The 24,519-nt window shown below is 40.8% G+C and carries 25 protein-coding genes and 1 pseudogene; 5 read left to right on the top strand and 21 right to left on the bottom strand.

The features are described from left to right. Positions 1–110: 110 nt before the first annotated feature. Together H6G97_RS28470 and H6G97_RS28465 are read right to left on the bottom strand one after the other, a co-directional pair. Positions 111–2,042 (bottom strand): annotated as a pseudogene (locus tag H6G97_RS28470) (tetratricopeptide repeat protein); the annotation flags it as partial. 102 nt (positions 2,043–2,144) lie between these two features. Beyond that, complete coding sequence (locus tag H6G97_RS28465; protein ID WP_190943910.1) at positions 2,145–3,476, bottom strand: P-loop NTPase fold protein; 1,332 nt, start codon at positions 3,474–3,476, stop codon at positions 2,145–2,147. 698 nt (positions 3,477–4,174) lie between these two features. Here H6G97_RS28465 and H6G97_RS28460 point away from each other — a divergent pair. The 3 genes from H6G97_RS28460 to ftsZ all read left to right on the top strand — a co-directional run bounded on the left by H6G97_RS28460 (position 4,175) and on the right by ftsZ (position 7,403). Continuing rightward, positions 4,175–5,008: a cell division protein FtsQ/DivIB gene (locus H6G97_RS28460; protein WP_190943909.1), complete on the top strand. Its 834-nt coding sequence runs from the start codon at positions 4,175–4,177 to the stop codon at positions 5,006–5,008. A gap of 730 nt (positions 5,009–5,738) precedes the next feature. Next, positions 5,739–6,026, top strand: a complete 288-nt coding sequence (locus tag H6G97_RS28455; protein WP_242055335.1) for a hypothetical protein — start codon at positions 5,739–5,741, stop codon at positions 6,024–6,026. A gap of 60 nt (positions 6,027–6,086) precedes the next feature. Next, a complete protein-coding gene (gene ftsZ, locus H6G97_RS28450) occupies positions 6,087–7,403 on the top strand; it encodes a cell division protein FtsZ (RefSeq protein WP_190943908.1) in 1,317 nt (438 codons plus the stop codon). 546 nt (positions 7,404–7,949) lie between these two features. Here the strand turns inward: ftsZ and gshB are convergent. From gshB to H6G97_RS28390, 12 genes are all read right to left on the bottom strand, one after another. Next, a complete protein-coding gene (gene gshB, locus H6G97_RS28445) occupies positions 7,950–8,924 on the bottom strand; it encodes a glutathione synthase (RefSeq protein ID WP_190943907.1) in 975 nt (324 codons plus the stop codon). Between the two features lie 196 nt (positions 8,925–9,120). Further along, on the bottom strand, positions 9,121–9,384 hold the full coding sequence (grxC, locus tag H6G97_RS28440; RefSeq protein ID WP_114086110.1) for a glutaredoxin 3: 264 nt from the start codon (positions 9,382–9,384) through the stop codon (positions 9,121–9,123). Between the two features lie 215 nt (positions 9,385–9,599). Beyond that, positions 9,600–10,334 (bottom strand): PEP-CTERM sorting domain-containing protein, encoded by a 735-nt coding sequence (locus tag H6G97_RS28435; protein ID WP_190943906.1) that lies wholly within the window; start codon positions 10,332–10,334, stop codon positions 9,600–9,602. Between the two features lie 247 nt (positions 10,335–10,581). Beyond that, on the bottom strand, positions 10,582–12,351 hold the full coding sequence (hflX, locus tag H6G97_RS28430) for a GTPase HflX (protein ID WP_190943912.1): 1,770 nt from the start codon (positions 12,349–12,351) through the stop codon (positions 10,582–10,584). Between the two features lie 195 nt (positions 12,352–12,546). Next, positions 12,547–13,053 (bottom strand): PIN domain-containing protein, encoded by a 507-nt coding sequence (locus H6G97_RS28425; protein ID WP_190943905.1) that lies wholly within the window; start codon positions 13,051–13,053, stop codon positions 12,547–12,549. Further along, positions 13,046–13,300 (bottom strand): UPF0175 family protein, encoded by a 255-nt coding sequence (locus H6G97_RS28420; protein ID WP_190943911.1) that lies wholly within the window; start codon positions 13,298–13,300, stop codon positions 13,046–13,048. Before H6G97_RS28420 ends, H6G97_RS28425 begins: the two co-directional genes overlap by 8 nt. Before the next feature lie 101 nt (positions 13,301–13,401). Beyond that, complete coding sequence (locus H6G97_RS28415; RefSeq protein ID WP_190943904.1) at positions 13,402–14,760, bottom strand: tetratricopeptide repeat protein; 1,359 nt, start codon at positions 14,758–14,760, stop codon at positions 13,402–13,404. Continuing rightward, positions 14,757–16,082 (bottom strand): ATP-binding protein, encoded by a 1,326-nt coding sequence (locus H6G97_RS28410; protein ID WP_190943903.1) that lies wholly within the window; start codon positions 16,080–16,082, stop codon positions 14,757–14,759. Before H6G97_RS28410 ends, H6G97_RS28415 begins: the two co-directional genes overlap by 4 nt. A 49-nt stretch (positions 16,083–16,131) precedes the next feature. Beyond that, on the bottom strand, positions 16,132–16,449 hold the full coding sequence (locus tag H6G97_RS28405; protein WP_190943902.1) for a hypothetical protein: 318 nt from the start codon (positions 16,447–16,449) through the stop codon (positions 16,132–16,134). A 97-nt stretch (positions 16,450–16,546) separates the two neighbouring features. Further along, positions 16,547–17,527, bottom strand: a complete 981-nt coding sequence (cofG, locus tag H6G97_RS28400) for a 7,8-didemethyl-8-hydroxy-5-deazariboflavin synthase subunit CofG (protein WP_190943901.1) — start codon at positions 17,525–17,527, stop codon at positions 16,547–16,549. An 87-nt stretch (positions 17,528–17,614) separates the two neighbouring features. Continuing rightward, positions 17,615–18,376: a beta-carotene ketolase CrtW gene (gene crtW, locus H6G97_RS28395; protein ID WP_190943900.1), complete on the bottom strand. Its 762-nt coding sequence runs from the start codon at positions 18,374–18,376 to the stop codon at positions 17,615–17,617. A 307-nt stretch (positions 18,377–18,683) separates the two neighbouring features. Continuing rightward, the gene (locus H6G97_RS28390) at positions 18,684–18,875 is read right to left on the bottom strand and encodes a chlorophyll a/b-binding protein (RefSeq protein WP_190943899.1); all 192 of its coding nucleotides are present in this window, start codon (positions 18,873–18,875) and stop codon (positions 18,684–18,686) included. Positions 18,876–19,153: 278 nt separating this feature from the next. On the opposite strand from H6G97_RS28390, the gene H6G97_RS52975 reads away from it, so the two are divergent. Continuing rightward, positions 19,154–19,303 (top strand): hypothetical protein, encoded by a 150-nt coding sequence (locus tag H6G97_RS52975; protein WP_242055332.1) that lies wholly within the window; start codon positions 19,154–19,156, stop codon positions 19,301–19,303. A gap of 22 nt (positions 19,304–19,325) precedes the next feature. Here H6G97_RS52975 and H6G97_RS28385 read toward each other — a convergent pair whose 3' ends face one another. Genes H6G97_RS28385 through H6G97_RS28370 form a run of 4 tightly spaced genes read right to left on the bottom strand, consistent with a single transcriptional unit; the run spans position 19,326 to position 21,921 of the window. Continuing rightward, on the bottom strand, positions 19,326–19,775 hold the full coding sequence (locus H6G97_RS28385; RefSeq protein WP_190943898.1) for an SRPBCC family protein: 450 nt from the start codon (positions 19,773–19,775) through the stop codon (positions 19,326–19,328). A 19-nt stretch (positions 19,776–19,794) separates the two neighbouring features. Continuing rightward, positions 19,795–19,983 (bottom strand): CPXCG motif-containing cysteine-rich protein, encoded by a 189-nt coding sequence (locus H6G97_RS28380; protein WP_012411100.1) that lies wholly within the window; start codon positions 19,981–19,983, stop codon positions 19,795–19,797. An 11-nt stretch (positions 19,984–19,994) separates the two neighbouring features. Further along, positions 19,995–21,641 (bottom strand): radical SAM protein, encoded by a 1,647-nt coding sequence (locus H6G97_RS28375; RefSeq protein ID WP_190943897.1) that lies wholly within the window; start codon positions 21,639–21,641, stop codon positions 19,995–19,997. 25 nt (positions 21,642–21,666) lie between these two features. Beyond that, a complete protein-coding gene (locus H6G97_RS28370) occupies positions 21,667–21,921 on the bottom strand; it encodes a SemiSWEET transporter (RefSeq protein WP_190943896.1) in 255 nt (84 codons plus the stop codon). Between the two features lie 275 nt (positions 21,922–22,196). Between H6G97_RS28370 and H6G97_RS28365 the strand changes: the two genes are divergently transcribed. Beyond that, a complete protein-coding gene (locus H6G97_RS28365; RefSeq protein ID WP_190943895.1) occupies positions 22,197–22,505 on the top strand; it encodes a hypothetical protein in 309 nt (102 codons plus the stop codon). A 39-nt stretch (positions 22,506–22,544) separates the two neighbouring features. Here the strand turns inward: H6G97_RS28365 and H6G97_RS28360 are convergent, their stop codons facing one another. From H6G97_RS28360 to H6G97_RS28350, 3 genes are all read right to left on the bottom strand, one after another. Further along, positions 22,545–22,985 (bottom strand): DUF29 domain-containing protein, encoded by a 441-nt coding sequence (locus H6G97_RS28360; protein WP_190943894.1) that lies wholly within the window; start codon positions 22,983–22,985, stop codon positions 22,545–22,547. A 159-nt stretch (positions 22,986–23,144) separates the two neighbouring features. Then, positions 23,145–24,233 (bottom strand): chorismate synthase, encoded by a 1,089-nt coding sequence (aroC, locus tag H6G97_RS28355; RefSeq protein ID WP_190943893.1) that lies wholly within the window; start codon positions 24,231–24,233, stop codon positions 23,145–23,147. A gap of 174 nt (positions 24,234–24,407) precedes the next feature. Further along, positions 24,408–24,519: photosystem II protein D1 (locus H6G97_RS28350; protein WP_190943892.1), on the bottom strand; the 112-nt coding region annotated here is incomplete at its 5' end.

The raw sequence follows: 24,519 nt of genomic DNA, 5'->3' as shown, positions 1-24,519 counted from the left end.
GGCGAGCCGCTATGAATGATCAGTATATGCTTTCTGTGTTAGCCGCATCTCTCCCAAATTCAATCCTCTCCTAGAATCCCACTGTCAATAGGGTTTGAGACGCGCTAACCCTGCGATGCTAACCGAATCTTTTCTAGCAGTATAGTGGGTGTAGAGTCAAGATTAACTGATATTCCTGTGTATGCCAAAACTTGATTTATACTGCTGATTAAGATTGTTATCCAATCGGTATAAACAGATATAAAAATCGGTATAGGAATGCGTTCACCAATAACTTTTCCCTTGAGCGCTGGAACTAAGCCAGCTTTGAGAATTGAACTTTTACCTACACCTGATGGACCATAAATTACTGTTAGTTTGTAGTCAGTACGGGCAATTCTTTCAATTAAGCGATTGACATCTTGTTGCCGTCCCGAAGCAGATATTTCTTGAGCAATCTCTTCAGTAATAAACGGTATTTTGTGAGGTTCCAGTACTGGGTTAATTCTGGGGCGTTGTGGCTGCAATTGACTTGCCCCGATGAAGGCACGAAAGCCATACTGATGTTCTCTTTTAATCTTTTCTTGCTTCAGCTTAAAGGCTTCAGTATAGTCATGACGCTCAAAAAAGTAAAGCGATCGCAGTTCCTCTAAAATCTCTAAATACAGTAATGGCTGATGTTGTAATTCACAAACTACTCTCGCCCATTCCAAGTTATTAATAGCTTCTTCACACTCACCCAAATGACGCTGTGTACGTGCTAGCAACAGAAGATACCAACTTTCTTGCCGTCGTCTTTGCAAAGCATCTCGCAGAGAAACTTGTGTTACTTCTTCGGAGATAGAAAGTGCTGTATTCGCTAATTCATGAGCCAGTATCCAATTCGACTCATAAGCCGCTACATTTGCCAAAAAACCATAATTTTGAGCGATTTGTGTGGGAGTTCCATAAATTTTATGTACATATAATGACTTTTGAGCTAATTCTTTTAATTCATCCCAGAGTTGTAAGCGTTGCAGCATTTCACAAGTAGGGAGAATGAATTTAGCAACTAAGTCTTCTCTTTGTGCCTCCTCCAATAGTTCCAAGCATTGCTTAAACCACGACAAAGCATGTTCGCAATAGCTAATATTATTCTGGTATAAGTCTGCCATTCGGTGATAGCAAAGCCCCAAGTGGAATAGTACTATTGCTTGCTTAAGTAACGACGAGGGAACAGTAGAATGAGGAGATGAGACGGGGAAAGAAGAATGATTCTCCCAATCTGTTACTCTCCTTGCTTCCTGCTGCCATAAAGCTAGGCTTCTTTGATAATTAGCTAAAGCAGCATTAATTTGATCGTTGGCGTATTTATCTCGCCCCAACACAAATTCTAAACTAGCTTCTAATCCTGGTGTTAATTGAACGCTATACAGTCGCACCAAATCATTACGGGCTGATTCTATCTCGTGGTGGTGTTGAGATTTAGGATCTAAATCTAAAAAGGCATTAGATAAAAATGTTTCAGCACCTGCTTCTAAAACTTTGGCAAATAGAGATTCTGCCTCTTGATGGATCAAAGCAATTAAATCTGCTTTGTCCATTTCAAATTTAATCGTGGTTGCAGCCCAGCTTTTAAAATCAGGTGCTAACCTTGATAGCAATGATGCCACTTCATCTTGTAGCCACAATACCACTGGAAATGGAAAAGTCGCGGCATAGATATCTCGTGCTTGATTAATGCCTGTAAGTAAGTTTTCTAGGTCGTTAGTTGACTCAATACCAAAAACCATTACAGCCGATGGCAAAGAATCTGTAAGGACGGCAGGATTATCTAAAGATAGTTCTGATACTATTGTGTTGTGTAAAGAAGTAGTTGATGGATTTAGAACGATTTCTCTGATATAGATATCTTTGGTGATAGAGCGAATATTCTCTAACATTTGCTCACGTAATCGCCCATAATTACATCGAACTAAAATCAGGGCAAATTGACCTTCAGAAAGTGCGATCGCTCTAATCAGTCTTTGCAAGGTATGCTGATTTTCTTTTGTGTAGACTTGTAGCTGCTTGTCAGTAGTCATTGGTTATTGGGAATGGGGAATAGGGAATGGGGAATTGGGCATTAGTTATTAGTCCAATAGGAAAGGGCGAAGGACTAACGACTAATGACTCACCCAGCACTGTTACTTGTTTTGTTGCCAACCTAAAACTTTTTCTGTTTCTGCTAAGGCTGGACTGATGCCAAACCATCGCCCCACAGGATCACGATATTCAAACAGATACATACTTCTTAGTAAGCTTTGGTAGTCAGACTCACCTTTAACTCTCTGCTGCTGCACTACTTCAAACAATAATTCCCACTGGGATTCATCAATAGCTAATAGCAGATCGTCGCGGTAGTCTTTAATCACGGCTTCTAAACAGTCCCTAGAAAAAGGCGGATCTTGTCGTTGCAGGCAGCTATAAAGTAAACCTAATAAATTACGAATGTGACCACCACTAACGCGACATATACGATCCAAAGTTTGGGAGTGATCGAATAATTCTGTAATTAAGAAAAGCCTTTCATTCAAAGGAACTTCTGGAAAAGCTGTTGCTAAGACTAACTGGCGCACTAGTGACATCCCTGGTTCGTAGTCAGTACCATCTCTTTGGCGCACTAATACCATCGGTAATACTTTTGGTGCAATTCCTCCCCCCAGGCGGTTTTTCAGTGTCTCGTACTCATTGGAGAAAATTAACGTTAGGGGAATTGTGTAAACTAGGTGGCATTTGAGTCGGCGTAGTTGTTCGCCTCGGTCGATGAAAAGATATTCGGGTTGCGATCGCCCCGATGCTAAGGGACGCATATCGACTCGATCCAAATTATCTACAATCACTACCAGTCCTTTTTGACCTCGTAGCTTTAGCTGTTCAACAGCCTTTTCTAAAATTTCTTCGTTAATCGCTTGCAAAATACTATTGGTACGTGGTTCCAGATATTGCCTTAGTTGATTCCGCATCTGGGTGCTATCTTTGGTTTTAGCGGTAATTTTGGCAATACCCAACGACAACTCTGCTTGTCCAGAAAGCTCTATGGGGCTTTGCAAAAAATCGCCTACTTCTTTAAATAAATTGGTAAAGTAACCAGGTTTGAGTTTGATGCTAATACCTTCTAAACTGGCACTGACTTGACGGGCTACACTCAGCAAAATATCGCTGATATCAATATCCGCCATATCTAAGTCTTGACTCGACTCAAAGTAAACTACATGAAATCCCGCCAATTCTAGTTCTGTCTTAAGGCGTTGCAATTCCGTTGACTTCCCGCAGCCAATGTGACCTGTAAATAATTGGCAGGTTGGCTCATCAGGAGAAATCCGAATGATAGTCCGCTGCAATTCTTCGACAATCTTGCAACCACGAACATCAGCAAAATCTATGTAATACTGGCGATCTAGCACGTTACTTATATTAAGCGTGTAGCTTGGATTACATGCTTTATAAAAACGTGACAAATTTAATGTCGTTTTCATGTATCTAGAGGTGTATGTTGATGTGTGTGTAGATGTGTGTAGATGCAGTTAACTTGTATTTTTTATACCAAAAATCTCTAGCCTAGATGTAGGCGCACAATTACTTCGCAAGTTGGTAGTATCTTGCAAAAGACAGCACTTGTTACAGATCGCTGTCACTAGTATGGTAGAGATTTAGTTGACCCTAGTAACCTTAAGCATATCTGTCCTTTTTACACCTGCTATTGAGTTTTTGATAATCTGTAGCTTTTGTTTGACCTAGCACAACCCTTTATAGCTGAGTTAATTAGTAAAAAAGCTACTACATCTTATAGTTCCCAGTTTGGATTGCTAATGATAAAGACTGGTATTAATTATAGCAATCTATACAGAGACTTAATTGTATTTGCTTATCATTTCATCTTTTCTTTGTCAAGGTAGCAAAATTATAAATATCTAAATTAACCTTTTGTAATCTTTAGAGACAAGATGTTTGACGATCCCTTGTCGAAAAGACAACAGTAAGTTAAGAATGGACACCGGAAACTTTAATCGGAATGATGACTAGCGCCAGAATCCTTGTGTACTTACTGTAAAGTGTTACTAAAAATAAAAAAAGTCTTGAGGAGAGAGACTAATAGATGCCAACAGTGTTTACTGAAATGAATAATGATACAAGCGCGTCAAGGAATTTAGATTGTAATCACAAAGGGGTTTGAATGGCTGGCATAATATCAGTTTCCCGCACAAATCTAGCCCAACGTCGTCAGAAATTACGTCGTCAGCGGCAGATGAGAATTATTCAGGCTATTTGGCGAACTTTTGCTATTACTGGTTTCGCGAGTGGATTGTTGTGGGTTGCAGTCCAACCAGTGTGGATGCTAAAGACTCCCAAACAAATAATGATGAAATCAGGTAATAAATCACTGTCGGAGCAAACAACTCAGTCACTGTTGGTGCTGTCTTACCCCCAGTCTTTGTGGCGGATTGAACCGTCGGCGATCGCTAAGTCTTTGAAGAAACAACCAACGATCGCTCAAGCGATCGTCAGACGCCGCCTGTTTCCTCCTGGATTAATTATCGAAATTCAAGAACGCGTACCGGTAGCGGTGACTCAAACACTTGGCAACAAAAAAGTTACAATCGGCTTATTAGATGCAAGTGGGGCCTGGATGCCTTTAGAAAAATACACATCACTCAATCCCACTAAGAAATTACCCAATCTCAGAGTAATTGGCTCACCAACACAATACTGCCTCTACTGGACTCAACTTCATCAGGCTGTCAGCCAAAGTCCCGTAAAAGTGATGGAAATTGATTGCCAAAACCCAACGAATTTAATTTTGAAAACAGAAATAGGAAATGTGCATCTTGGCGTTCCAGGCTCTCAGTTAGCTGAACAAATTAAGGTACTCGACCAAATGCGCCATTTAGCAACAAAGTTCAATTCCGGTCAAATAGAGTATATTGATCTGAAAAACCCCGAATTTCCATTAGTACAAATGAACCAAAAAGATCACAAACCAACTCCCAAAATCCCTAAAAATATCTAATGTGTTTAATTTATTGATAGCTCCTAGTAAATTAAGAAGCTTTATGCTGATAAATACATTTATAATTTTCAGTTTTCTAGTAAACTGCACGAACATCGGCATTAAACTTTTAATTAAAATGAGAGGATCAATCATAAAATCTCCATTGCAAGTAAAAGACCCTCAATTGTTACCCTAACATTTAATATTAGGGTGCAAAATGTTGGACAATCTGAATGATGGTCTATGGCGTGCAAAACGCCTTCTGCCCATATATTCTTTCAGTAAACCCAATGCCCAAAAGAGAAGAATGCTTGAGTTTGTCATTAAGATCAAACTTGTCAGCAGAGGGCACTAATGAGAACGGTTTACGCCGCCATCGAAGTGCAGAGCTAAAAATACTCTTGGCTTTGGTCTGTTGAGGAGGCTTCCAAAGACAGTATGCTGAAGTTGAGTCTGTAATATAAAATACCGTCCGAAATTGCGTAAGTATTGCTTCTGGGCAATAAGTTTAGAGTACTCTGTTTTGTAATTCTATTGGGTGACAAAACCTCTTAGGAAATCTTGATTTTTTGATCGTACTAGTGAGGGTTTTCGTAGGATAGAGTATTGCTCTAATAAAGTGTCTATTAAGGCTCCCCAAGTAACAAATTAATCAAGTATAGTCTAACAAGTAAATTCTTGCTTACTTTAGCCTTAAGCATAAGTAGGTAAAAGGTAAATTTTGTGTCTAAAGTTGCAATCAACCACAATGGTGAAACCTATTAACAATATTATTATTGAGGCAGAGAAGATGCGCTGTAGTGTGTCTTTAGTAGTTATGCCCTTAGTTGAGAATAATGAAGAGATTAATGTCTGGTTGAAGTTATACAGGTCAGTTTTAGATAAATATAGGTATACTTCTGTAGAATTGGCTGTGCGATCGGTTGCTTTAAAAGCTTATCCCATAGCAAATTTTCGGACTGCCAATTCTGTTAGGCTTGGCAGTAGTGAAAACAATAAAGAACAATGCCATAGTATTGTGGCACTGTCAAACTAAAGTTGACTCTGAGGTGAATAACACCTGAAAAAGTCGTTTATCTACCCTTTCACAAATCCAATGACACTTGATAATAACCAAGGACTTAACTATAAAAATTCCCAATCTACGGGACAGCCAGGGTTCTCTCTGGCAGTTAACTCGACCAATCCCTTTAATAATTCTGGGTTGAACTTCGGACAAAATCACGATAATAAGAAGATTTCTCCTGAAAATAGCCGAATTGGTGAGATTGTTCCTGGCCGGGTCGCCAACATCAAAGTGATTGGTGTCGGTGGTGGTGGTGGCAATGCTGTCAACCGCATGATCGAATCTGATGTCTCTGGGGTAGAGTTTTGGTCAATTAACACTGATGCTCAAGCTCTTACCTTAGCTGGCGCTCCTAGTCGATTGCAAATTGGACAAAAGCTAACACGGGGTTTAGGAGCAGGTGGTAATCCTGCCATTGGCCAAAAGGCAGCTGAGGAATCACGGGACGAAATTGCTACGGCTTTAGAGGGAGCAGACTTAGTATTTATCACTGCTGGTATGGGGGGTGGTACTGGGACGGGTGCAGCTCCAATTGTGGCAGAAGTGGCAAAAGAAATGGGCGCTCTTACTGTTGGTGTGGTTACACGTCCGTTTGTCTTTGAGGGTCGTCGCCGCACCAGCCAAGCGGAAGAAGGTATTCAAGGACTAAAAAGTAGAGTAGATACACTGATCATTATCCCCAACAACAAATTGCTGGAAGTGATCCCCGAACAAACACCTGTGCAAGAAGCTTTTCGCTATGCAGATGATGTGCTGCGTCAAGGGGTGCAAGGTATTTCTGATATCATCACGATCCCTGGTTTGGTAAACGTTGACTTTGCTGATGTCCGAGCTGTGATGGCAGATGCGGGATCGGCGTTAATGGGAATTGGCGTTAGCTCTGGAAAATCTAGAGCTAGAGAAGCTGCGATCGCAGCTATTTCTTCACCATTACTAGAATGTTCTATTGAAGGTGCTAGAGGGGTTGTCTTTAATATTACTGGTGGCACTGACCTCACTTTGCATGAAGTGAATGCTGCCGCAGAAGCAATCTATGAAGTAGTTGATCCCAACGCTAATATTATTTTCGGGGCCGTAATTGATGACAGACTCCAAGGTGAGGTAAGAATTACTGTAATTGCCACCGGGTTTACAGGTGAAGTGCAAGCTGTGCAACAACAAAGTGTAGCTAACGTTCGGGTAACACCTAATACTCCAAAACGGCCAACAACACAGCAACCCGCCGTTAATCCCCCAACCCCAGCTCCAAGTCCAAATCCAGCTCCAGCTCCAACTCCAGAACCAAAAGAAAAACCTGGATTAGATATACCTGATTTTCTCAGAAACCGACGAACACCAAGAAATTAAAAGATTTTGGATTCGAGGTTTTAGATTTACTTAGCAGTCTCAGGTCAGGCTGAAAGCTGTATAAAATCTGCTAGTTCAACTAGGGTTTTACTAAGGGTGGGGGTAAGCAAGATCTTGCCATCCCCAATTTTGCCAATTGGTAAAAAATTCGTCAATACTACTTTATGGAATGAATTTGGGCAGGAAGTCTACTGGATTGTATGTCCAGCTATGATTTTGTCACAAAAAATAGGAAGACCTGCCCAACTACGGATGCGTAGAGTAGTCTGTCGTAGACATCGCTACATCTACTCCTCGCAATCCATTAAACTTATATTTGCTAAAAGTAAATATATTGACTCAAAGCAAATTGCGTAACGAACTCGCTCACGCAAGTGTCCGAAGGAAGCCTGTTTTCTGGGAAATAAAACACTAAAAATCAAAAATATAAATAGACATCTGAGGAAAAAGGGCGCATAGACGCGTTAGCGTAGCTTAGTCTAATTTCGCTTCTCTACAAGAGTTTCAGTTAACGCAGAATTAATTTCACCAGATGTCTAACGTAGACTATTTTTTGATTTTTAGGGTTTGTTCAATCCATTCAATAACCTGATGACCAAGCTGAGTACCGTCTAGTCGGTCAATCTCACGAATTCCGGTAGGGCTAGTGACGTTAACTTCAGTTAAATAGCCACCGATAACATCTATACCCACAAAAATTAAGCCATCTTGGCGTAAGCGTTCGGCTACTAAAGTACAGATTTCATATTCTCTTAGAGTAATTTCGGTTTGGGCAACTGTGCCACCAGTTGCCATATTATTGCGAAAATCAGTTCCACTAGAGAGTCGATTGAGCGCACCAATTGGTTCGCCATTAAGCAAGATAATTCGCTTATCTCCTTCTTTTGCCTCCGGTAAATAGGTTTGTACCATTACTGGCACTCGACCTTGGAGGGTACTGAGTTCAACAATGGAGTTAAAATTGCGATCGCCTGGTTGCAAAAACAAAATACCTTCGCCAGCTTTATTACCCAGTGGTTTGAGAACTGCTGCCCCCTTTGCTTCGACAAATTGCCGGATAAACTGCTTATCAGCACTGACAATCGTTTCTGGAATCGCTTTGGTAAACTGGAGAGCGTACATTTTTTCATTTGCCCCTCGGATGCCACTAGGACTATTAATTACCAGGGTTTTATTTTGGTCAATGTAATCCAGAATATAGGTGGCATAGAGGTACGAATCATTGACAGGTGGATCTGTCCGCATAAATACGGCATCCATTGTCTCTAAAGGAGTTAAGGAGGAATCGCTCAACTTATACCAAGGATTCGCCGCTACCCACCGTCTGTCTACCAACTGCACTGGTACAAGTTCGACTCGCTGTAGCACAGCCCAAGCTTTGCCCTCCACCACACTCAGCAGGTTTGCCTGAGTCACCCAAACTTCGTGTCCCAGGATTTGCGCTGCTTCGATTAGGGCAATGCTGGTATCATGACACGGGTCAAGCAGATGGATGGGATCAATGATAAAAGCCAGTTTCACCCTTTATACCTCAATCACCAAGAAATTAAATGGTTATTCAATTATTATCTCTTGATGCTCTCACCAATTGACGTATATATGTACTGCTGAGTAGAAACTGGAGGGTAAAGTCTTGTGGACAGATACTTTTACGAGAAAAAAATTTGTAAACAGAGTTGTAGTCGCTTGTTGCTAGCGATCGCAATATCTTCTAAGTTTACACGGAAGTTAGTAGCTCATCCAGCTTGCCTTGACTATCTAAAGCGTGGATGTCATCACAACCACCAATATGGTCATCATTAATGAAAATTTGCGGTAAAGAGCGCCGTCCATTTGCTCTTTGAGCCATTTTATTTCTGGCTGCTTCATCTCCGTCAATGCTGTATTCTGTAAATTCAACACCTTTACTTTTCAGCAAACTTTTGGCGCGGATACAAAACGGGCAAGTTCTCCAAGTGTAAATTTCTACTTTTGCAGCCATAAAGTCCTCAAATTGATTTCATGCTTCTAATTTTAGAACTTTGCCAGTGGTTGTAGCTGCTTATCCCGTTTTGATTTGCTCTTCAAAAGTGGCTGACTAAATTTATATAAACCAGTGTGATGCTTTAATACCTGATTAATAAGTAAATTTAATAAGATTAAGGGAGACACACCCGATCCACGAGGGGATACATCTGGTGTCTCCCATTGGAACTTCTAGGCAACTGTAATTGAAGCTGATGCTAAAGGCTTTTTCTTCGCTACTCTCAGCGCACCCAAAGCAAATAGACCAAGGGCAGCTACTGTAGTAGGCTCAGGTACTTTTTGAGGTGGTGGTGGTGGGGGTGTGTAATAAGGTGCTTGTCCTTTGAGTTTGCTACTGTCTTCACGTTTGGTTGCAGAACCGACACTCATTAAGCGCACTCCAAAGCTTTGCTGAGAAAACTGAGCTAAAGTTAAAGCTATTGAATTGTGCGATAGGGTAAAGGTCGTCGATTGAATGTCGCCTTTTCCTTGACCTATACCTTCTTGACCAATTTCTACCCCAGCATCAAAGAAGTTGTACTCCTTACCATTGCCGTTAAGATTGTTGTTACTGTCGCCTACAGAGTTAACTGTTCCAGCAGGGCCAAATTTGCTAGCTGTTACATCTTTACCTACTACTTGGAGACCTTTAAGGAGTGAGTCGTCAACAATGTTGAAGAAAACACCACGGATATCAGCAATTGTGTTGCTGCTAGTGGATAAATAATCTACCTTAAACTGAACTTTGCCAGACCCTGCGATTGCGTCATCCAAGGTAAACTTCACCTGAGTATCCGCACCAGTGAAGTCATTGATAGTGAAACTCATCGAAGCGGCGTTAGCAGGGGCAAAAATAGAAGATGATATCACAACAGCAGTAGCAGCTAAGAAGGAAGGTATTGCTGCCGTGAAAAATGGATGTTTCATGTTAATCAATGTTTGCAAAACAAAATAGTAAAATTCAGTTGCTAATCATGGGAATTTTGCTGTTTGCTATCCATGTAAAATCAGATGCATCCAGTGACAGCCTTTTACTACTCTAAAGATTCAACTAGAAGTTGTCTATAATACCAGCCTTAGTTCAAAAAGACTTTATTTTTGGCTTTATATAGTAAAAAAACCCAGTATTAATACTGGGGTTAGTTAAAATTAAAACTTATTTAAATAACAGTATTTACCGAGAGTCAACTGCGTATTCAATTAGCTTGGCAAGACGCTGGCGCAACGTTTCTAATCCCAAGCGTTGACTCGCAGAAATAAACACCGCTAGAGGGAATTCTTCTCTAGCTAGAGCAAGTGTCTCACTATTGGCTTGATCAATCTTGTTAAAAACAACTAGCGCTGGGCCAGGAGTTATTGGCATTTGTGCCAAGATTTCTCTGACTGAGCGAATATGACGTAACCAAGCAGGGTGAGATAAATCCACTAAATGTAGTAGGGCATCGGCTTCTGTGACTTCCTCCAAGGTGGCGCGGAAGGCATCCATTAAGGATGCAGGCAGTTCGTGTATAAACCCTACTGTATCTGTAATCAGAATTTCCTGATGTTCATTTGTTTCGCCATAAGGAATCGCCAAGCGGCGCGTGGTGGGATCGAGAGTGGCAAATAACTGGTCGGCTGTATAAACTTCTGCATTCGTGAGAGCATTCAGCAAAGTGGACTTGCCAGCGTTAGTATATCCAACCAAAGCTACTGAGGGAACTTCTCGATGCTGTCGTCGCTGCCGTAACCGGGAACGATGAGCCTGCAACTGGTTCACTTCTTTTTGCAGTCGGGATATGCGCTGCCCAATTGCACGGCGTTCAGTTTCCAGTTTGGTTTCACCAGGGCCACGAGTCCCAATACCACCACCCAATCGGGACATGGTGCGACCTCTACCAGCGAGTCGCGGTTGCATATATTCTAACTGTGCTAGTTCTACTTGCAACTTACCGGCACGGGACTGAGCGCGTTGAGCAAAGATATCCAAAATTACTTCAGTACGATCAACTACCCGGATACCAATTTGCATTTCTAAGTTGCGGACTTGGGAGGGTGAGAGGTCGCGGTTGAAGACAACGAGGTTGACTCCTAGAGTTTGGGCAGTTAGGGCAATTTCTTGCACTTTCCCTTCGCCAACTACCGTTTGGGGATGAACGCGCGATCGCTTTTGTTGTATTGTCTGTAATACATCTCCCCCAGCAGTATCAACTAAACGTGCTAATTCCATTAGAGTGTCCTGGAATTGTAGGGGAGTTATTTCACTAGTCATCAGCCCCACAATTAGCACGCGATCGTTGTCAGAATCTACTTCCTGGGCGATAAATTCGCGTTGGAATTCTGCCTCAAGATTTTCTACCAAGTCTACTAAATCCTGGTCTGCCAGATCATCCAAGCTCAGAGGTGGCGATATATTCCAACTTGGGGATTGGATTTGTTGATTGTGAGCAAAACCGAGTTGGCTTTCCTCTACCTTGACAGCAGCAGGACTAGGAATCAGGGTGCGAGAGTCTTGGGGTGCGAGATGAGCTAGATAAGCTTCTTTCACATACCCAGTCGCGCCGCCTCCTCGCCGCGTGAATCCCGTTCCGGTAATATTTAGTACAACTAGAGCATCTAAGCGTTGCAGTGCCATCGCTGTGAGCGCCGCTTCATTGGGCGGTTCTGGCTTGAGATGGGTGGCAATACAACGAATACCACTGAGTCGTTCTGCACCGTAACGGGGCAATTCCATTGGTGGTATTTGTGTTTGACGCGGTGTGCCTACCCCGATGCGAATCACTTGTCCGCGACGGTTGACGTAGGCGCACACAGGCTGATTGATTTCTGTGCTAATTGCTGCCAGACGCTGGGAAAACTCGGACGTGGTGATGCGATCGCCCGGTATACGCTGGTGATACAGCCTCTGTAATTGCTTCAGTTGGCTGGATTTCAGACCTTGGAGATTTCCATAAATAGTTTCTATAGGCGTTTATGACCAGTTAAATGGCCCCCCGAATCCTTATATGTCTATTTTACAACAGGGTTTAAGCTCCTATCTATCTCCTTTGAGGGATGCATTGTGAATTTGTTCACAGTGGGTATTTATTTGACGCTATTTTGGTGGTAGTAACTCACAAATCGAGCAATGGTAACGACACGCGCTGCCTCAGAACAAAATTTAAGGATCTATTTCACCAGTTTGTTGAAGCGCAAAATTGATAATAGTTTCACTTAGCCTAATTCCACGGGCAATCATTCTGTCAATTGCTTGTTTAATATTAATCGGGTATCCTTCTCGGTGTGCGCGCAACAAAATACCGATAGTACCTGTAACAGAAAGACCGCTTAACCTAGCAACTCGTCTACCAGCAGATTCATCAATGCAAACAGTCTGGATATTTTCGTTGAGCGCAAGTTGGATAACAGAAGCTTCTCCTAAATCTAAAGAATTAAGTAAGAATGGAGAAATATTATTTAAGGGTGCTTGTGATTTTTGTAGCCAATCGGCATCCTCAAATTCATTTACTGCAAATCCGCTTGCACCTCCAGCAAGTATTTCTTGACAAACTTCAAAGGGAACTAAAACCTGAGCATACAAAGATTGAAGTATTCTTAAATCACCTATTGCCGCTATTATAGAAATAAGTGGTACTGTGTTGATAACAATTATATTAGTTTCAAGCATTCGCTAAATCAGATATAAGTTCCTCTTCTGTTAAATCAATCATTGCTACACCATAACGGTGTAAATTAAGTAAAAAATTTACCCTATCTATACCTGCTAACTGTGCAGCTAAACCAGAAGAAATCCGTTTCATTTCAAATAGTTTAACTGCCATCGCCATTTTTGCTTCTTGTTCAAACTGTTCTCGCGTTTGCTGCAAGGCATCTGGTAAAGTTTCTGGATAATCAATTTTAAGTTGTGACATGATTTTTATAAAGATGATCGTTTTTAATTTCAGTGAATATTTTCAGGGAAAGTGTGAAGGCGATCACTACCTTAACCTCTACATTAATTTAGTCTTTCTAGAGGTTATTGAATTAAAGCTTTAAACCGCTCATTTCCCCGGATACTATCAAAGTCTGAGTCAGTTCTTGCCCATTTACAACATTCTTCACAATTCCGATTAATTGCTTTTTGTAGGTTTTCTAGTGCCTGCTCAATATTACCTTGGAGAGCATAATAGCAACTTTTATTGTACCAAGCTTCGTGGTCATCTGATTTAAATTTTAGTGCTTGGTCGCAGGATGCGATCGCTTCTTCAAAGCGTCCTAATTTGCGTAGTGCCTTGCCCCGATTGTACCAAGTATCGTGGTAATCAGGTTTAAATTTCAGTGCTTGGTCGTAGGATGTGATCGCTTCTTCAAAGCGTCCTAGATTGCCTAGCGCTATGCCTCGATTGTACCAAGTATCGTGGTAATCAGGTTTAAATTTCAATGCTTGGTCGTAGGATGCGATCGCTTCTTCATTACGTCCTAAATTACCTAGCACATTGCCCCGATTGTTCAAAACTTCATGGTAATCAGGTTTAAATTTCAGTGCTTGGTTGTAGGATGCGATCGCTTCTTCAAAGCGTCCTAAATCATCTAGTGCAATGCCACGATTGTACCAAGCTTGGTGGTAATCTGGTTTCAATTTTAGTGCTTGCTCGTAGGATGCGATCGCTGCTTCATATTCCTTAGTAGCAGATAATAAATTTCCGAGTTCAAATAATAAATTGACCTTACGATTATCTGTCTGATGTTTTTCTTTCAACAAGTCTTGAAATTCTATAACTCTCTCAATTTTTTGTTGATGGGTGAGTTTCAAATATTTAGCATAGTCTCCTTCCAACAGCAGACGATTTGATTCTTGTTCTACCACATCTGGCGTTGTGGGTAATTCAAACACCCCAGAACGCCAATCAAAAAAATCTGGAGCGCGATGAATAAAGTAATTTATCGAAAATGAACGCAAAAGAAAAACAAAGCTAATAGGAAAATCATCTCTAAAGCGTTCTCGCTGTTGGTTTAAGTGATTTAAGATATGCGGAACACTGGTTAAATTGCTAAATTGTCCTTCTGTAATTTCCCCAAAACTTCTTTTTTCATACTTGTATAAAGAATATTCCAGACCCTTAATTAATAAAATATCAATTTGCTTGTCTTTAATAAACTCTGCTACGGGCTGATATAAATTATCAATCGCCTCAACAAAGCGCAAAACTGCAATCTTCTTCTGGGGAATCTCCTGGGGAAGTTTGACAATAAACTTCTCTGCTTCCCCAGGTGTACATTGGACAAAAAACAAACCAAATCCTGATTTTCGCTTCAGTGCGCGAAGCAAGTCTTGATAAGCTTCTTTTGGTTCTGGGGGTAAATCATCATCCCAATCACTTAAATTTGGGTTCATGAAAGTTTCGCTACGGCTTCTTTAAATTCTGGAATTCCTTGAATCAATGGATGAATATCATACCAACGCTGCATTTCTCCATCATCATCCAAATAGCGGTATTCTAAAAGACAGCGATTATACATCAAACTCCGATACAAGTCATCATTAATAATGCGCTTAGAACAAGATACTTCCGCTAACAGACACCATTGATGATTTTCCACAGCGCGGCGATAAGTATCTCTGGCTTGAGTAATTGCTCGTCGCACCGCGTTTTCTGAAACTGGTAATTCTTCAGTGCGTCCAATGGCATCTTGAGTTAACAATAGCAAATTCCTCACATGACCTCCACTCATTAAACAAAGTCTGTCTAAGGTTTGGGGACTTTCGAAAATTTCTGTTTCTAGTGATAGCTCTGGTGCAATTTGCCGGACTCGCTTGTTAATTACTTCTTTAACTTTCTTGAGTCCTGGCTGGTAAACTTCCCCCTTGAGAGTGTTTACCATAATCATCGGCAAAATTTGGGGATCGCCGTAGATATCTCTGAGGTCTGTTGCCCTTGTAGAATAGGCCATTGAAATGGGGACAGTGTAAATCAAATGGCAATCTAAAGCTTGGAGTTGTTCGCTGCGGTCTAAAAAGACTTCCTCATAGTTGGTGCGATCTCCGTCTTTGACTAACACCATCCGGTCTAAATTATCGACAATTACCGCCAGTTGAGTTTTACCCGTAGGTAAGTTCTTTTTTGCATCCGCTAGAAATTCATTTAACACCTCAATTAAAGTGACAGTGTAAGGATCAATTTTTTGGCGAATCTTCTGGCGTAATTCAGGAACAGCCCTTAAATTTGCGGTCAACTTGGCGAATTGAGCAACTTGGGCTTCTACTTCCAGACTCTCAAACTCTAGGGGAGTCAGCGCCAAATCTTTTAAATCTACCCAACGACTTTTTAACCAGTTGAGTATGGGGCGAGGACTGGCAATTTCTTTTAAATCTTTGAGCAAACGGCGGGTACAGGCGAGGAGAATATCTGTATATTGGGCATCTTCAGAATCGATATCTTCTTCATCAGCCGCAAAATAGACCACATAAAATTTCCGATTTTCTAAATACTTTTTTAACCTGAGTAATTCTGTAGACTTCCCTGCACCCCGATGACCAGAATACAATTGGCAAGTATTTGTATTTGATCGTTGCATCCGATTTCCCAACTCTTGCAAAATATCGGCATCTCCCCGCACATCCTGACAATCTACATATTTTGGATCACCTGCGGGTAAGGGTTCAAACGGATTAAAGGCGTTGTAGAGGTTTGCGAGTAAGTCATCATTATTAGGCATAGGTAAAAAATATAGCAATGATGCTCATAATAATCGAGATTATAGAGAATTAAGGTGGATTCATCCAGTTCAAAGACTCATTAACCGAGATAAAAGGTGGATTCATCCAGTTCAAAGACTCGTTAACGGAGATAAAAGGTGGATTCATCCAGTTCAAAGACTCGTTAACGGAGATAAAAGGTGGATTAATCCAGTTCAAAGACTCGTTAACGGAGATAAAAGGTGGATTCATCCAGTTCAAAGACTCGTTAACGGAGATAAAAGGTGGATTCATCCAGTTCAAATACTCGTTAACGGAGATAAAAGGTGGATTCATCCAGTTCAAAGACTCGTTAACGGAGTTCAAAGGTGAATTAATCCAGTTCAAAGACTCGTTAACGGAGTTCAAAAGTGGATGAACGCACCTCAAACACTCGTGAGCAAAAAAACTACTACGAGATGGGAAAATCTCTACTTCCCTCTTCTTACACAAGAGAAACTGGTGTTAAAGTTTTTCGCCAACGCTTCACTGCTGTTTGTAATTCTCCCGACAACCAGCCATCAAATTGCGGATAAACTGGCAAACGGGGTACCAATTCCCACCCCGCAGGTTGTAAAATTTCTCTTAATGCCTGTTCCTGAACATGAGGATAATCAGGATTTACTTCATCTTTTGGCCCAATTCCACCTAAGTCTCGCGCACCAGCTTCGATACAAGCGAGTAACCAGCAGTCATCTTTAACTAAATTCGGCGGAATTTGAATAGTAATATCTGACGGTAAAATCTGACGAGCTTTAGCAATTACTTCTGGTAATTGATGAGGGTTAAAAGGTGGTGCATCAAAAGTTTGCTGATGTCCAGGACTATGAGGTTGCAGGATAACTTCTTGAATATGATGGTAACGTTGGTGCAAATCAGATATAGCTTCTAAGGTTTCCCACCCATCATTTACAGTTTCCCCAATTCCCAACAGCAACCCAGTTGTAAAGGGAATCTGTAACTCTCCCGCCCGTTGCAATTGTTGTAAACGAACTTCTGGTAATTTACTCGGTGCGTGCCGATGTACACTATTTAACAATGTTGGCGTTAACTGTTCCAACATCAGCCCCATCGAAATATTTACACGCTTAAGCTTTTGCATTTCCTCAAAACTCAGGAGGCCTGCATTGGTATGCGGTAAAAATCCCATTGAGAACGCTAATTCGGACAAATCATAAATGCGCTTAAACCACGCTTGACGCCTTGGCGAATGGGGATGCACTTCACCACTGAGGATGAGGATTTCACAGATTCTTTCGCTTTGAAGTGGCTTTAAAATACTTTCTGCATCTGAAATACTCATCCAGGGACTTTTACCCGGTTCGCTACGAAAGTTGCAGTAACTACAGCGATTAAAGCACTCGTAAGTAGGAACGATTGTATAAGCAGGGCTGTAGGTGACAATACGAGAATTATTAATTGGCATAAGCAGGATAATCTAAAAGAATGACTTGCTCAAACTATATAGATTATCGGGTAATTCTTGTTGCTATGATATTTAAATAAACAACAACTATTTTGCTTTGTAAATTTCTGGTAACTGCCACCAACAAACATTGGGATATTCGTGATGTTCTTCGTGGTAGCCAAAATGATAGCATGTGATAAATGACCACCAAATAGGACGACTAATTGTTTGGGCACGATGAGGTTGAACATAACCCCCTATTGGTTCACTATGGGGTAAAAAAGTACCAAAATAGAATAATTGTAACGAACTTAAAAGCGAGGGTAGCACCCAAAAGTAAGTTAAATTATCACTTGGTATATGGAGTATGTATTTAGAAAAGTTATAAATACTAGTCAAGGCAATGATTTGTCCCCAACTCCAGTAACCTTTCATAAAATGAAAATACCAAGCAAATAAATTTTGGTGTTTTCCATTATGAAAATCTGGGTCTATTTTACTTGCTGGATTATGGTGGTGTAACCAATGTTTTTTCAATAGTTTTTGATATGGTAAAAGACCATAAAGAGATAGGGTCAATGTTCCAATAAAATGATTGATCTTGGGATTCTTAGGAAATACTACCCCATGCATGGCATCATGAGATGTAATAAATAATCCCGTATATAAAAATGTTTGCCAAAGTATAACAGGTAATAACATCCAAAATTTTAGCTTGGAGATATCAAGAGAAAGTAATAAACTCAGGCTAATTACCCATGTAGTAACAATGACAATAGCAATGAAAAGCCCCTTAAACTCCGATTTTCCTTTCACTACTGGAGTCAGCTTTGTTTGATGACTGGATGGTTCTTCTAACTGGATCACGCTTTTACTTTGCCTAGTATTCAGGTAAAAATTTCAAAAATATAGTCATGACAAAAACAACTAACCGATAAACTCTGTTAGTAGTCAATTTTTTACACTCGACAACGCCAATGCTCTAATTATATGTAGAAATATTAAGATACTTTAACTAGTATTGCACAAGCAACTGTATTTTAAAAACTGTTTTTGGTTGGAAGGCTGGATTGTATGAGTAATGGCACTGGACAGTTTAGTGTTTAATATAACCAGTGCCTTGATACTTTGAAAGTCCCAAGCCTGCAAAAAAGACCGCCAATACGCAAGGAGTTTAGGAAATGAGGTGAAGTACGTCCCGCACTACGCTATAACCATTGAGATCCCAAAGTAGGTAAGCTAGAAAACCAATCATAGCCAAGCGACCGTTCCAAAGCTCAGACTGAGGAGTTATTCCAAGATCACCAGCATTGCGGTCTTTGCCATTGTATGCAGTTTCAGTTTTATCACTAGGATAAAGTGCCATTGTTAAATTTCCTTAAGAAGCTAATTACTTTGTTCATATTACTTAACTTACCTGTTTGGTGCTATCTGTCTATAGTTTCAAAGTAGAAGCAACTCTAAAGAATGAGATTTTAAGGAAGTTTAGGAAATACTTATCTAACAAAAGTTCGATGATAGATTTTATTAGACTATAGAGCAGAGGTATTTTTACCAAACAACTGCTCAAGAAGACTTGTACTTTCAGTCAAAAAGTATTTTGGATATGATAAAAAATCTAACGAAAGTTAGAAGGTTTCTAAAGTGTTATTACCCAAAGTAATAAACAGTAAAGAGGTTTTTCAAACTTCAAGTATGGCTACTACGGTACTGATTGCAGGTGCTTTTAAAGGCATTGGCAAAGCAACGGCTCTTTTATTTGCGAGACAAGGGTTGAAGAGTCAGGATAATTAATTTTTTCTACCAGCACATTGTGCTATTGTGATTCACATTCTCGTTTCGTTACATAGTGGCGATAACGAAACATAGCTTCTAGTTGCACTTGCACTAACCAACCACTGACAAACTCAACTGTACCTCCACCAGGCATAGAGAAAGAGATAGCATCAGTCAACCTAGTTTTGCCAGCTTCCGGTTCAAATTCATGTCGATGTATCCAAGACTCAAAGGGGCCAGATATCTGTTCGTCGGTAAACAGGCGATATTTTTCACATTCAGTATGACGCGCTAACCAAGTTAAGGGTAATGGGCCGAGAAACAGGCGAAATTCTGTGATAGCGCCCACGTTCAACCCCCCCTCACGACGAACCACTTGGACTGGCTGCCAAGGTGGATTCAGCAGTTGCAAAATATCTGCCCTTTCGTGAAATTTCCAAACTACTTCTGGTGGGGCATTAATTACTGAGGAATGTTTAAAGTGCAGCATGGAAAGAAAAACCTAAAATTCAACTTTCGGATTCTGTATCAATCTCGATATCTAGGGTATCTTCATCAACCCGCACATATAAAATATTTGGGTTACAGCAAACTTGACAATCTTCAACATAAGATTGTTGTCCTCCAGCACTTAAGTCAATAAAAGTTAAGTTCGGTTCGCCACAATAGGCGCAGTAATACTCGGCTGTGTTTTGCATCAAGTTTTCAGCTATGAATTCAATGGCTGTAGTTCCTTGGGGGATGGGTTGATATAACTCTTTGCATCAGCCAAATGCTTTAGTAGTGTAGACTGTGGCAGAGGCCCTTGCAAGTGGCTCCAAGGTAATACTTGTTCTGTTGACCATTCGGCGTGGACGTAGAAATCTAAATCGGGGATTTGTCCTTTGAGTTGTTTGAAAGCACGTTTATAGCTACCCAAGGAGTCGCCAAAGTCACGAGTAAGTTGCAGGAGTTGGGACACTCTGCGATCGCCTCTCGATAACAAAGCCTGTATAATTGACCAATTATAGCTTTCTGGGCGAAACTCTATCCCCTGTGGTTTTAACTGTTTTTGCAAAAACTGCAACCGCTTTTCTGCGTGGCGATTCACTCCAAACCATTGAAATGGTGTGTGTGCTTTGGGTACAAAGGTGCTGCATCCGTATGTTAACCGCAATCCCGGCGCAGCTTTTTTGATATTACGCATCATCGCCACGGTTTGCTCTAAATCCTCTGTTTCTTCACCAGGGATTCCTGCCATTCCGTAAAGTTTCAAGCTTTTTAATCCGCCAGCTTTAGCGTTTATTGCAGCTTGGATAATTTCGTCGTTATGCAGCTTTTTATTGATGATTTGGCGGATTTTCTCGGAACCACTTTCTACTGCAATAGTAAGCGATCGCGTGTCTCGTTTGGCCAAAGTTTCTGCTAGCTGGACTGTTACGGTATTGGTTCGCACTGAAGCAATACTGAGACGAACATCATCGTACTTTGGTTGACTAATATAATCTAGCAAAGTCTCAAATTCTGGATGCTGAGTTACAGAAGCCCCCAATAATCCTAGTCGATTTGTGACTTTTAAACCTTTTTCAATGGCTGGAATTAATGAACTTTCAAGACTGGCTGTTCTAAAAGGCAGTGTAAGATAACTCGCCAAACAAAAGCGGCACATTTCTGGACAACTTCTCACCACTTCCACCATGTAAATATTTTCCCATGCGGCTTTTTCGGTGACTACAGTTGATGCCGATAGAGTATTTCCTCGATAAGTCTGCTTTTGCACGACTGCGGGAATTTCGGGAGAAATTGGTTTAATTGACTTTACTGCACCATCTATTGCCTGATATTCGACTTCATACAAACTGGGTACATAAATTCCTGGAGTTTGTGCAAGTCTTTTGAGTTGAGTTTGTCTTGAGGCATTTCTGACTTCTTTGTAAGCCTCAATAAAATTCCCTAACAGGGTTTCGCCATCCCCCAGTAAAATTACATCAAAAAAATCTGCAAAAGGTTCGGGGTTAGCAGTGAGAACGGGGCCACCACCAAAAATTATCGGCTGAGAATCATCACGAGAGGTTGCCAAAATGGGAATTTCTAAAGATTCCAGCAAATTTAGAATATTTACATAATCCAGTTCCCACGAAATAGAAAATCCTACAATTTCCGGTGTTCTGGGGAGTTGTTCGTGAGTATCTGTAAACAGGCGACTCACCTGCACATCATCACGCATTGCCAAGGTTGCCCAAACTACCTGATAGCCGAGGCTAGTGATACCTACGCTGTACTCATTGGGAAAAGCAAAAATTATCGGGATAGCGTTGGTGTCTGGGGTGGCGGGAGTGAACAAAAGGCGTTCAGAGTCAAATACAGATGATGTCACAGGTGTTTTTTAGAGGCAAGTTTGTCTATCTATATTTAATTTTAAGCCATAGAATAATTAAGTTAAAAAGCAATGTTACGGCGTTAGCAAGAATAATTGGCAAGGATTGTAAATAAATTCCATAAATTAACCACAAAAAAATACCAGTTATGAATGTAACCAGCGTCACAATAGAAACATCTTTTGCTGATTTTGTTTGCCACGTTTTAAACATCTGCGGCAAAAAAGAGATTGTGGTTATTGTGGCGGCAGCTAATCCTAAAATTGTTATAAAATCCATGTTTAATTATTTATATTAAGTTGCAATGCCATAATATATAGCAATTCTCGCTGAATTTTGGAAATTACTGGTTTAAATGAACGAACCACTAAAATGCCCAGATAATCAAATCTAACCACTAAAGAAGTATTTAAATTGGGTGAATAGTAGCTGATAGAATGTCTATCTTATATGTAATTTTCCACTGTTACGAAAATTTTGTTTGTTACTTTATTGAAAAAATATTCTCAAAGTAACTTGGAGGTAATTGGTGGGAAAAAGTTACAAATATAGATATGTTAAATAAAGTAGAAAGAGTTAAAAATAAAGAAATAAAAAATAAGTGGGTTTCCCCAAGAAGAAGTAGTTCACCTCTTTATTGCATTGATTGGGGTAATTTGGCTACATTGATTAGAAAGAAGGAAGAATTATTCCTACCTTACATTGGAGACATTAATTTTGTTGACAATAGATTTGCTCAACTAGAGGATTTGCGAAATATTGTTGCTTATCATGAAATTTTACCATCTGAAAATGATTTCCAAAGAGTGTTTATTTCTTACAGAGATTGGTGCCGTCAAATAGAACAGCATAAAAATTGGTAATAGGATGAATGCCTGAAAAATCAAATTTCCAAATGTATTTTAAGCTAAAAAGCTTGGATCAAGAATCTGCTCAATTATAAATGGGCATTCAGTAGGAAAATTTTCAACAGATTTTTGAGTTTCTTTAGCTGCATCACGACAAGCGCGTCGATAATATTTTTGTATCCATAATGGGTCTTGAAGAAAACGCTGCAAACTGGGAGTATCTTCCAAACAATCTTGAATTTGATCTCGGCAGTTTGACAGTGTATTATCCCAGCTTTTGGTTCTTCGCTCAGGTTGATACTGGCATTTGAGCAAGTGCATTAACAGCAACTGCAAGTAGCTACCGAGTTCTTTCTGTTCACTGCGACCCAAAGCCTCTAGTTCCTCTACCAAGTGTTCAACATCCAACTCAGCCCAATATCCTTTCTTCAAGTACTCGGCTTGTTGTTGTGTCCACAAAAGAAAGTCTTGGTCGTAGCTCGTTGCCTTACTCATCAACGATCGCCCTTCTCTGCTTAATGCAACGCTGTACTAAACATCTTACACCGTTGAGCGATTGTTGTGCGATCGCTACAGCTAGTAATAACAATATTCCCGACTTATTTAAAAAGTCAGGAATATGAGACTATCTTTTAAAAGCGATCGCTCTATTAATTACAAGACCTTACACTGTCCATGATGCCGTAACAAATGGTCACATAACACTAGTGCCACCATCGCCTCAACCATCGGAACTGCACGCGGTAACACACAAGGATCGTGTCGTCCTTTCGCAGCCAATAGTGTTTCTTCACCTTCACGAGTTACTGTTTTTTGCTCTTTTCTAATTGTTGCCGTCGGCTTAAATGCAACTCGTAAAATGATATTTTCGCCGTTGGAAATTCCCCCCTGAATACCACCAGAACGGTTAGTTACAGTGCGAATTTCACCATTTTCATCAATATAATACTCGTCGTTATGCTCAATTCCCGTTAACAGCGTCCCCCCAAAACCGGAACCAATTTCAAAGCCTTTGCTAGCAGGGAGAGACATCACACCCTTGGCAATATCAGCTTCCAATTTATCAAATACTGGTTCGCCCAAAGCTTTCGGGACATTACGTGCCACACATTCTACGACACCGCCGATAGAATCACCTTGCCTCCCAACTTGCTCAATTAATTCAATCATGCGATCGCTACATTCAGCATCGGGACAGCGGACTATATTACTTTCCACTTGTTCTAAGGTGACGGTATTTGGATCAACTACACCTTCCAAGTCCTTGATGCGTTTGACGTAAGCGATAACTTCAACATTGGCAACTTGACGGAGAATTTTTTTAGCGATCGCACCTGCTGCTACTCTGCCAATTGTCTCACGCGCTGACGATCTACCCCCGCCTTGCCAATTGCGAATGCCATATTTTGCATCATAAGTTGCATCCGCATGAGAAGGGCGATACTTCTCGGCCATCTCGTCGTAATCTTGCGAACGAGCATCTTTGTTGCGTACCAAAATCGCTATAGGCGTTCCCAAGGTTTTGCCTTCAAATACCCCTGATAAAATCTCGCAGGTATCTGCTTCTTTGCGAGGGGTAGTAATTTTACTTTGTCCCGGACGCCTTCTATCTAATTCTACTTGAATTTCTTCCGCCGAAATTTCTAGTTGTGGAGGACAACCATCAATCACAACCCCCACACCGCCGCCGTGAGATTCGCCAAAAGTAGTGATGCGAAATAGATGACCAAAAGTGTTGCCCATGATCTTAAAGAAAAAGGATTAGGCTTATGTATTTTACCTAGAGTTTGTGCAAAAGTTTTTTGTACTTGTTCTGGCACTTGGACTGTATGACGTTAACCGATCTTTTACCTGTACAAATGAGAAAGCGCCCTCCGTTGCGAGAGGGCGCTTTCTCATTTAGCTAAGACTTGAGAATTAACCGTTGATAGCAGGAGCGGTTAGAGCTACAGGAGCAAAGTCACCAGCAGCCAAATCTAGAGGGAAGTTGTGAGCGTTGCGCTCGTGCATTACTTCCATACCCAGGTTA

Source organism: Nostoc flagelliforme FACHB-838 (assembly GCF_014698065.1).
GTDB classification, from domain to species: Bacteria; Cyanobacteriota; Cyanobacteriia; order Cyanobacteriales; family Nostocaceae; genus Nostoc; species Nostoc flagelliforme_B.
This window is presented reverse-complemented; position numbering and strand designations above follow the sequence as displayed.

Excerpts from the sequence above, each read along its gene's own strand:
- H6G97_RS28465 (WP_190943910.1), bottom strand. The coding sequence starts at position 3,476 with ATGAAAACGACATTAAATTTGTCACGTTTTTATAAAGCATGTAATCCA.
- H6G97_RS28460 (WP_190943909.1), top strand. The coding sequence starts at position 4,175 with ATGGCTGGCATAATATCAGTTTCCCGCACAAATCTAGCCCAACGTCGT.
- H6G97_RS28455 (WP_242055335.1), top strand. The coding sequence starts at position 5,739 with ATGGTGAAACCTATTAACAATATTATTATTGAGGCAGAGAAGATGCGC.
- ftsZ (WP_190943908.1), top strand. The coding sequence starts at position 6,087 with ATGACACTTGATAATAACCAAGGACTTAACTATAAAAATTCCCAATCT.
- grxC (WP_114086110.1), bottom strand. The coding sequence starts at position 9,384 with ATGGCTGCAAAAGTAGAAATTTACACTTGGAGAACTTGCCCGTTTTGT.
- H6G97_RS28435 (WP_190943906.1), bottom strand. The coding sequence starts at position 10,334 with ATGAAACATCCATTTTTCACGGCAGCAATACCTTCCTTCTTAGCTGCT.
- H6G97_RS28425 (WP_190943905.1), bottom strand. The coding sequence starts at position 13,053 with ATGCTTGAAACTAATATAATTGTTATCAACACAGTACCACTTATTTCT.
- H6G97_RS28415 (WP_190943904.1), bottom strand. The coding sequence starts at position 14,760 with ATGAACCCAAATTTAAGTGATTGGGATGATGATTTACCCCCAGAACCA.
- H6G97_RS28410 (WP_190943903.1), bottom strand. The coding sequence starts at position 16,082 with ATGCCTAATAATGATGACTTACTCGCAAACCTCTACAACGCCTTTAAT.
- cofG (WP_190943901.1), bottom strand. The coding sequence starts at position 17,527 with ATGCCAATTAATAATTCTCGTATTGTCACCTACAGCCCTGCTTATACA.
- H6G97_RS28390 (WP_190943899.1), bottom strand. The coding sequence starts at position 18,875 with ATGGCACTTTATCCTAGTGATAAAACTGAAACTGCATACAATGGCAAA.
- H6G97_RS28385 (WP_190943898.1), bottom strand. The coding sequence starts at position 19,775 with ATGCTGCACTTTAAACATTCCTCAGTAATTAATGCCCCACCAGAAGTA.
- H6G97_RS28380 (WP_012411100.1), bottom strand. The coding sequence starts at position 19,983 with ATGCAAAACACAGCCGAGTATTACTGCGCCTATTGTGGCGAACCGAAC.
- H6G97_RS28370 (WP_190943896.1), bottom strand. The coding sequence starts at position 21,921 with ATGGATTTTATAACAATTTTAGGATTAGCTGCCGCCACAATAACCACA.
- H6G97_RS28365 (WP_190943895.1), top strand. The coding sequence starts at position 22,197 with ATGTTAAATAAAGTAGAAAGAGTTAAAAATAAAGAAATAAAAAATAAG.
- H6G97_RS28360 (WP_190943894.1), bottom strand. The coding sequence starts at position 22,985 with ATGAGTAAGGCAACGAGCTACGACCAAGACTTTCTTTTGTGGACACAA.
- aroC (WP_190943893.1), bottom strand. The coding sequence starts at position 24,233 with ATGGGCAACACTTTTGGTCATCTATTTCGCATCACTACTTTTGGCGAA.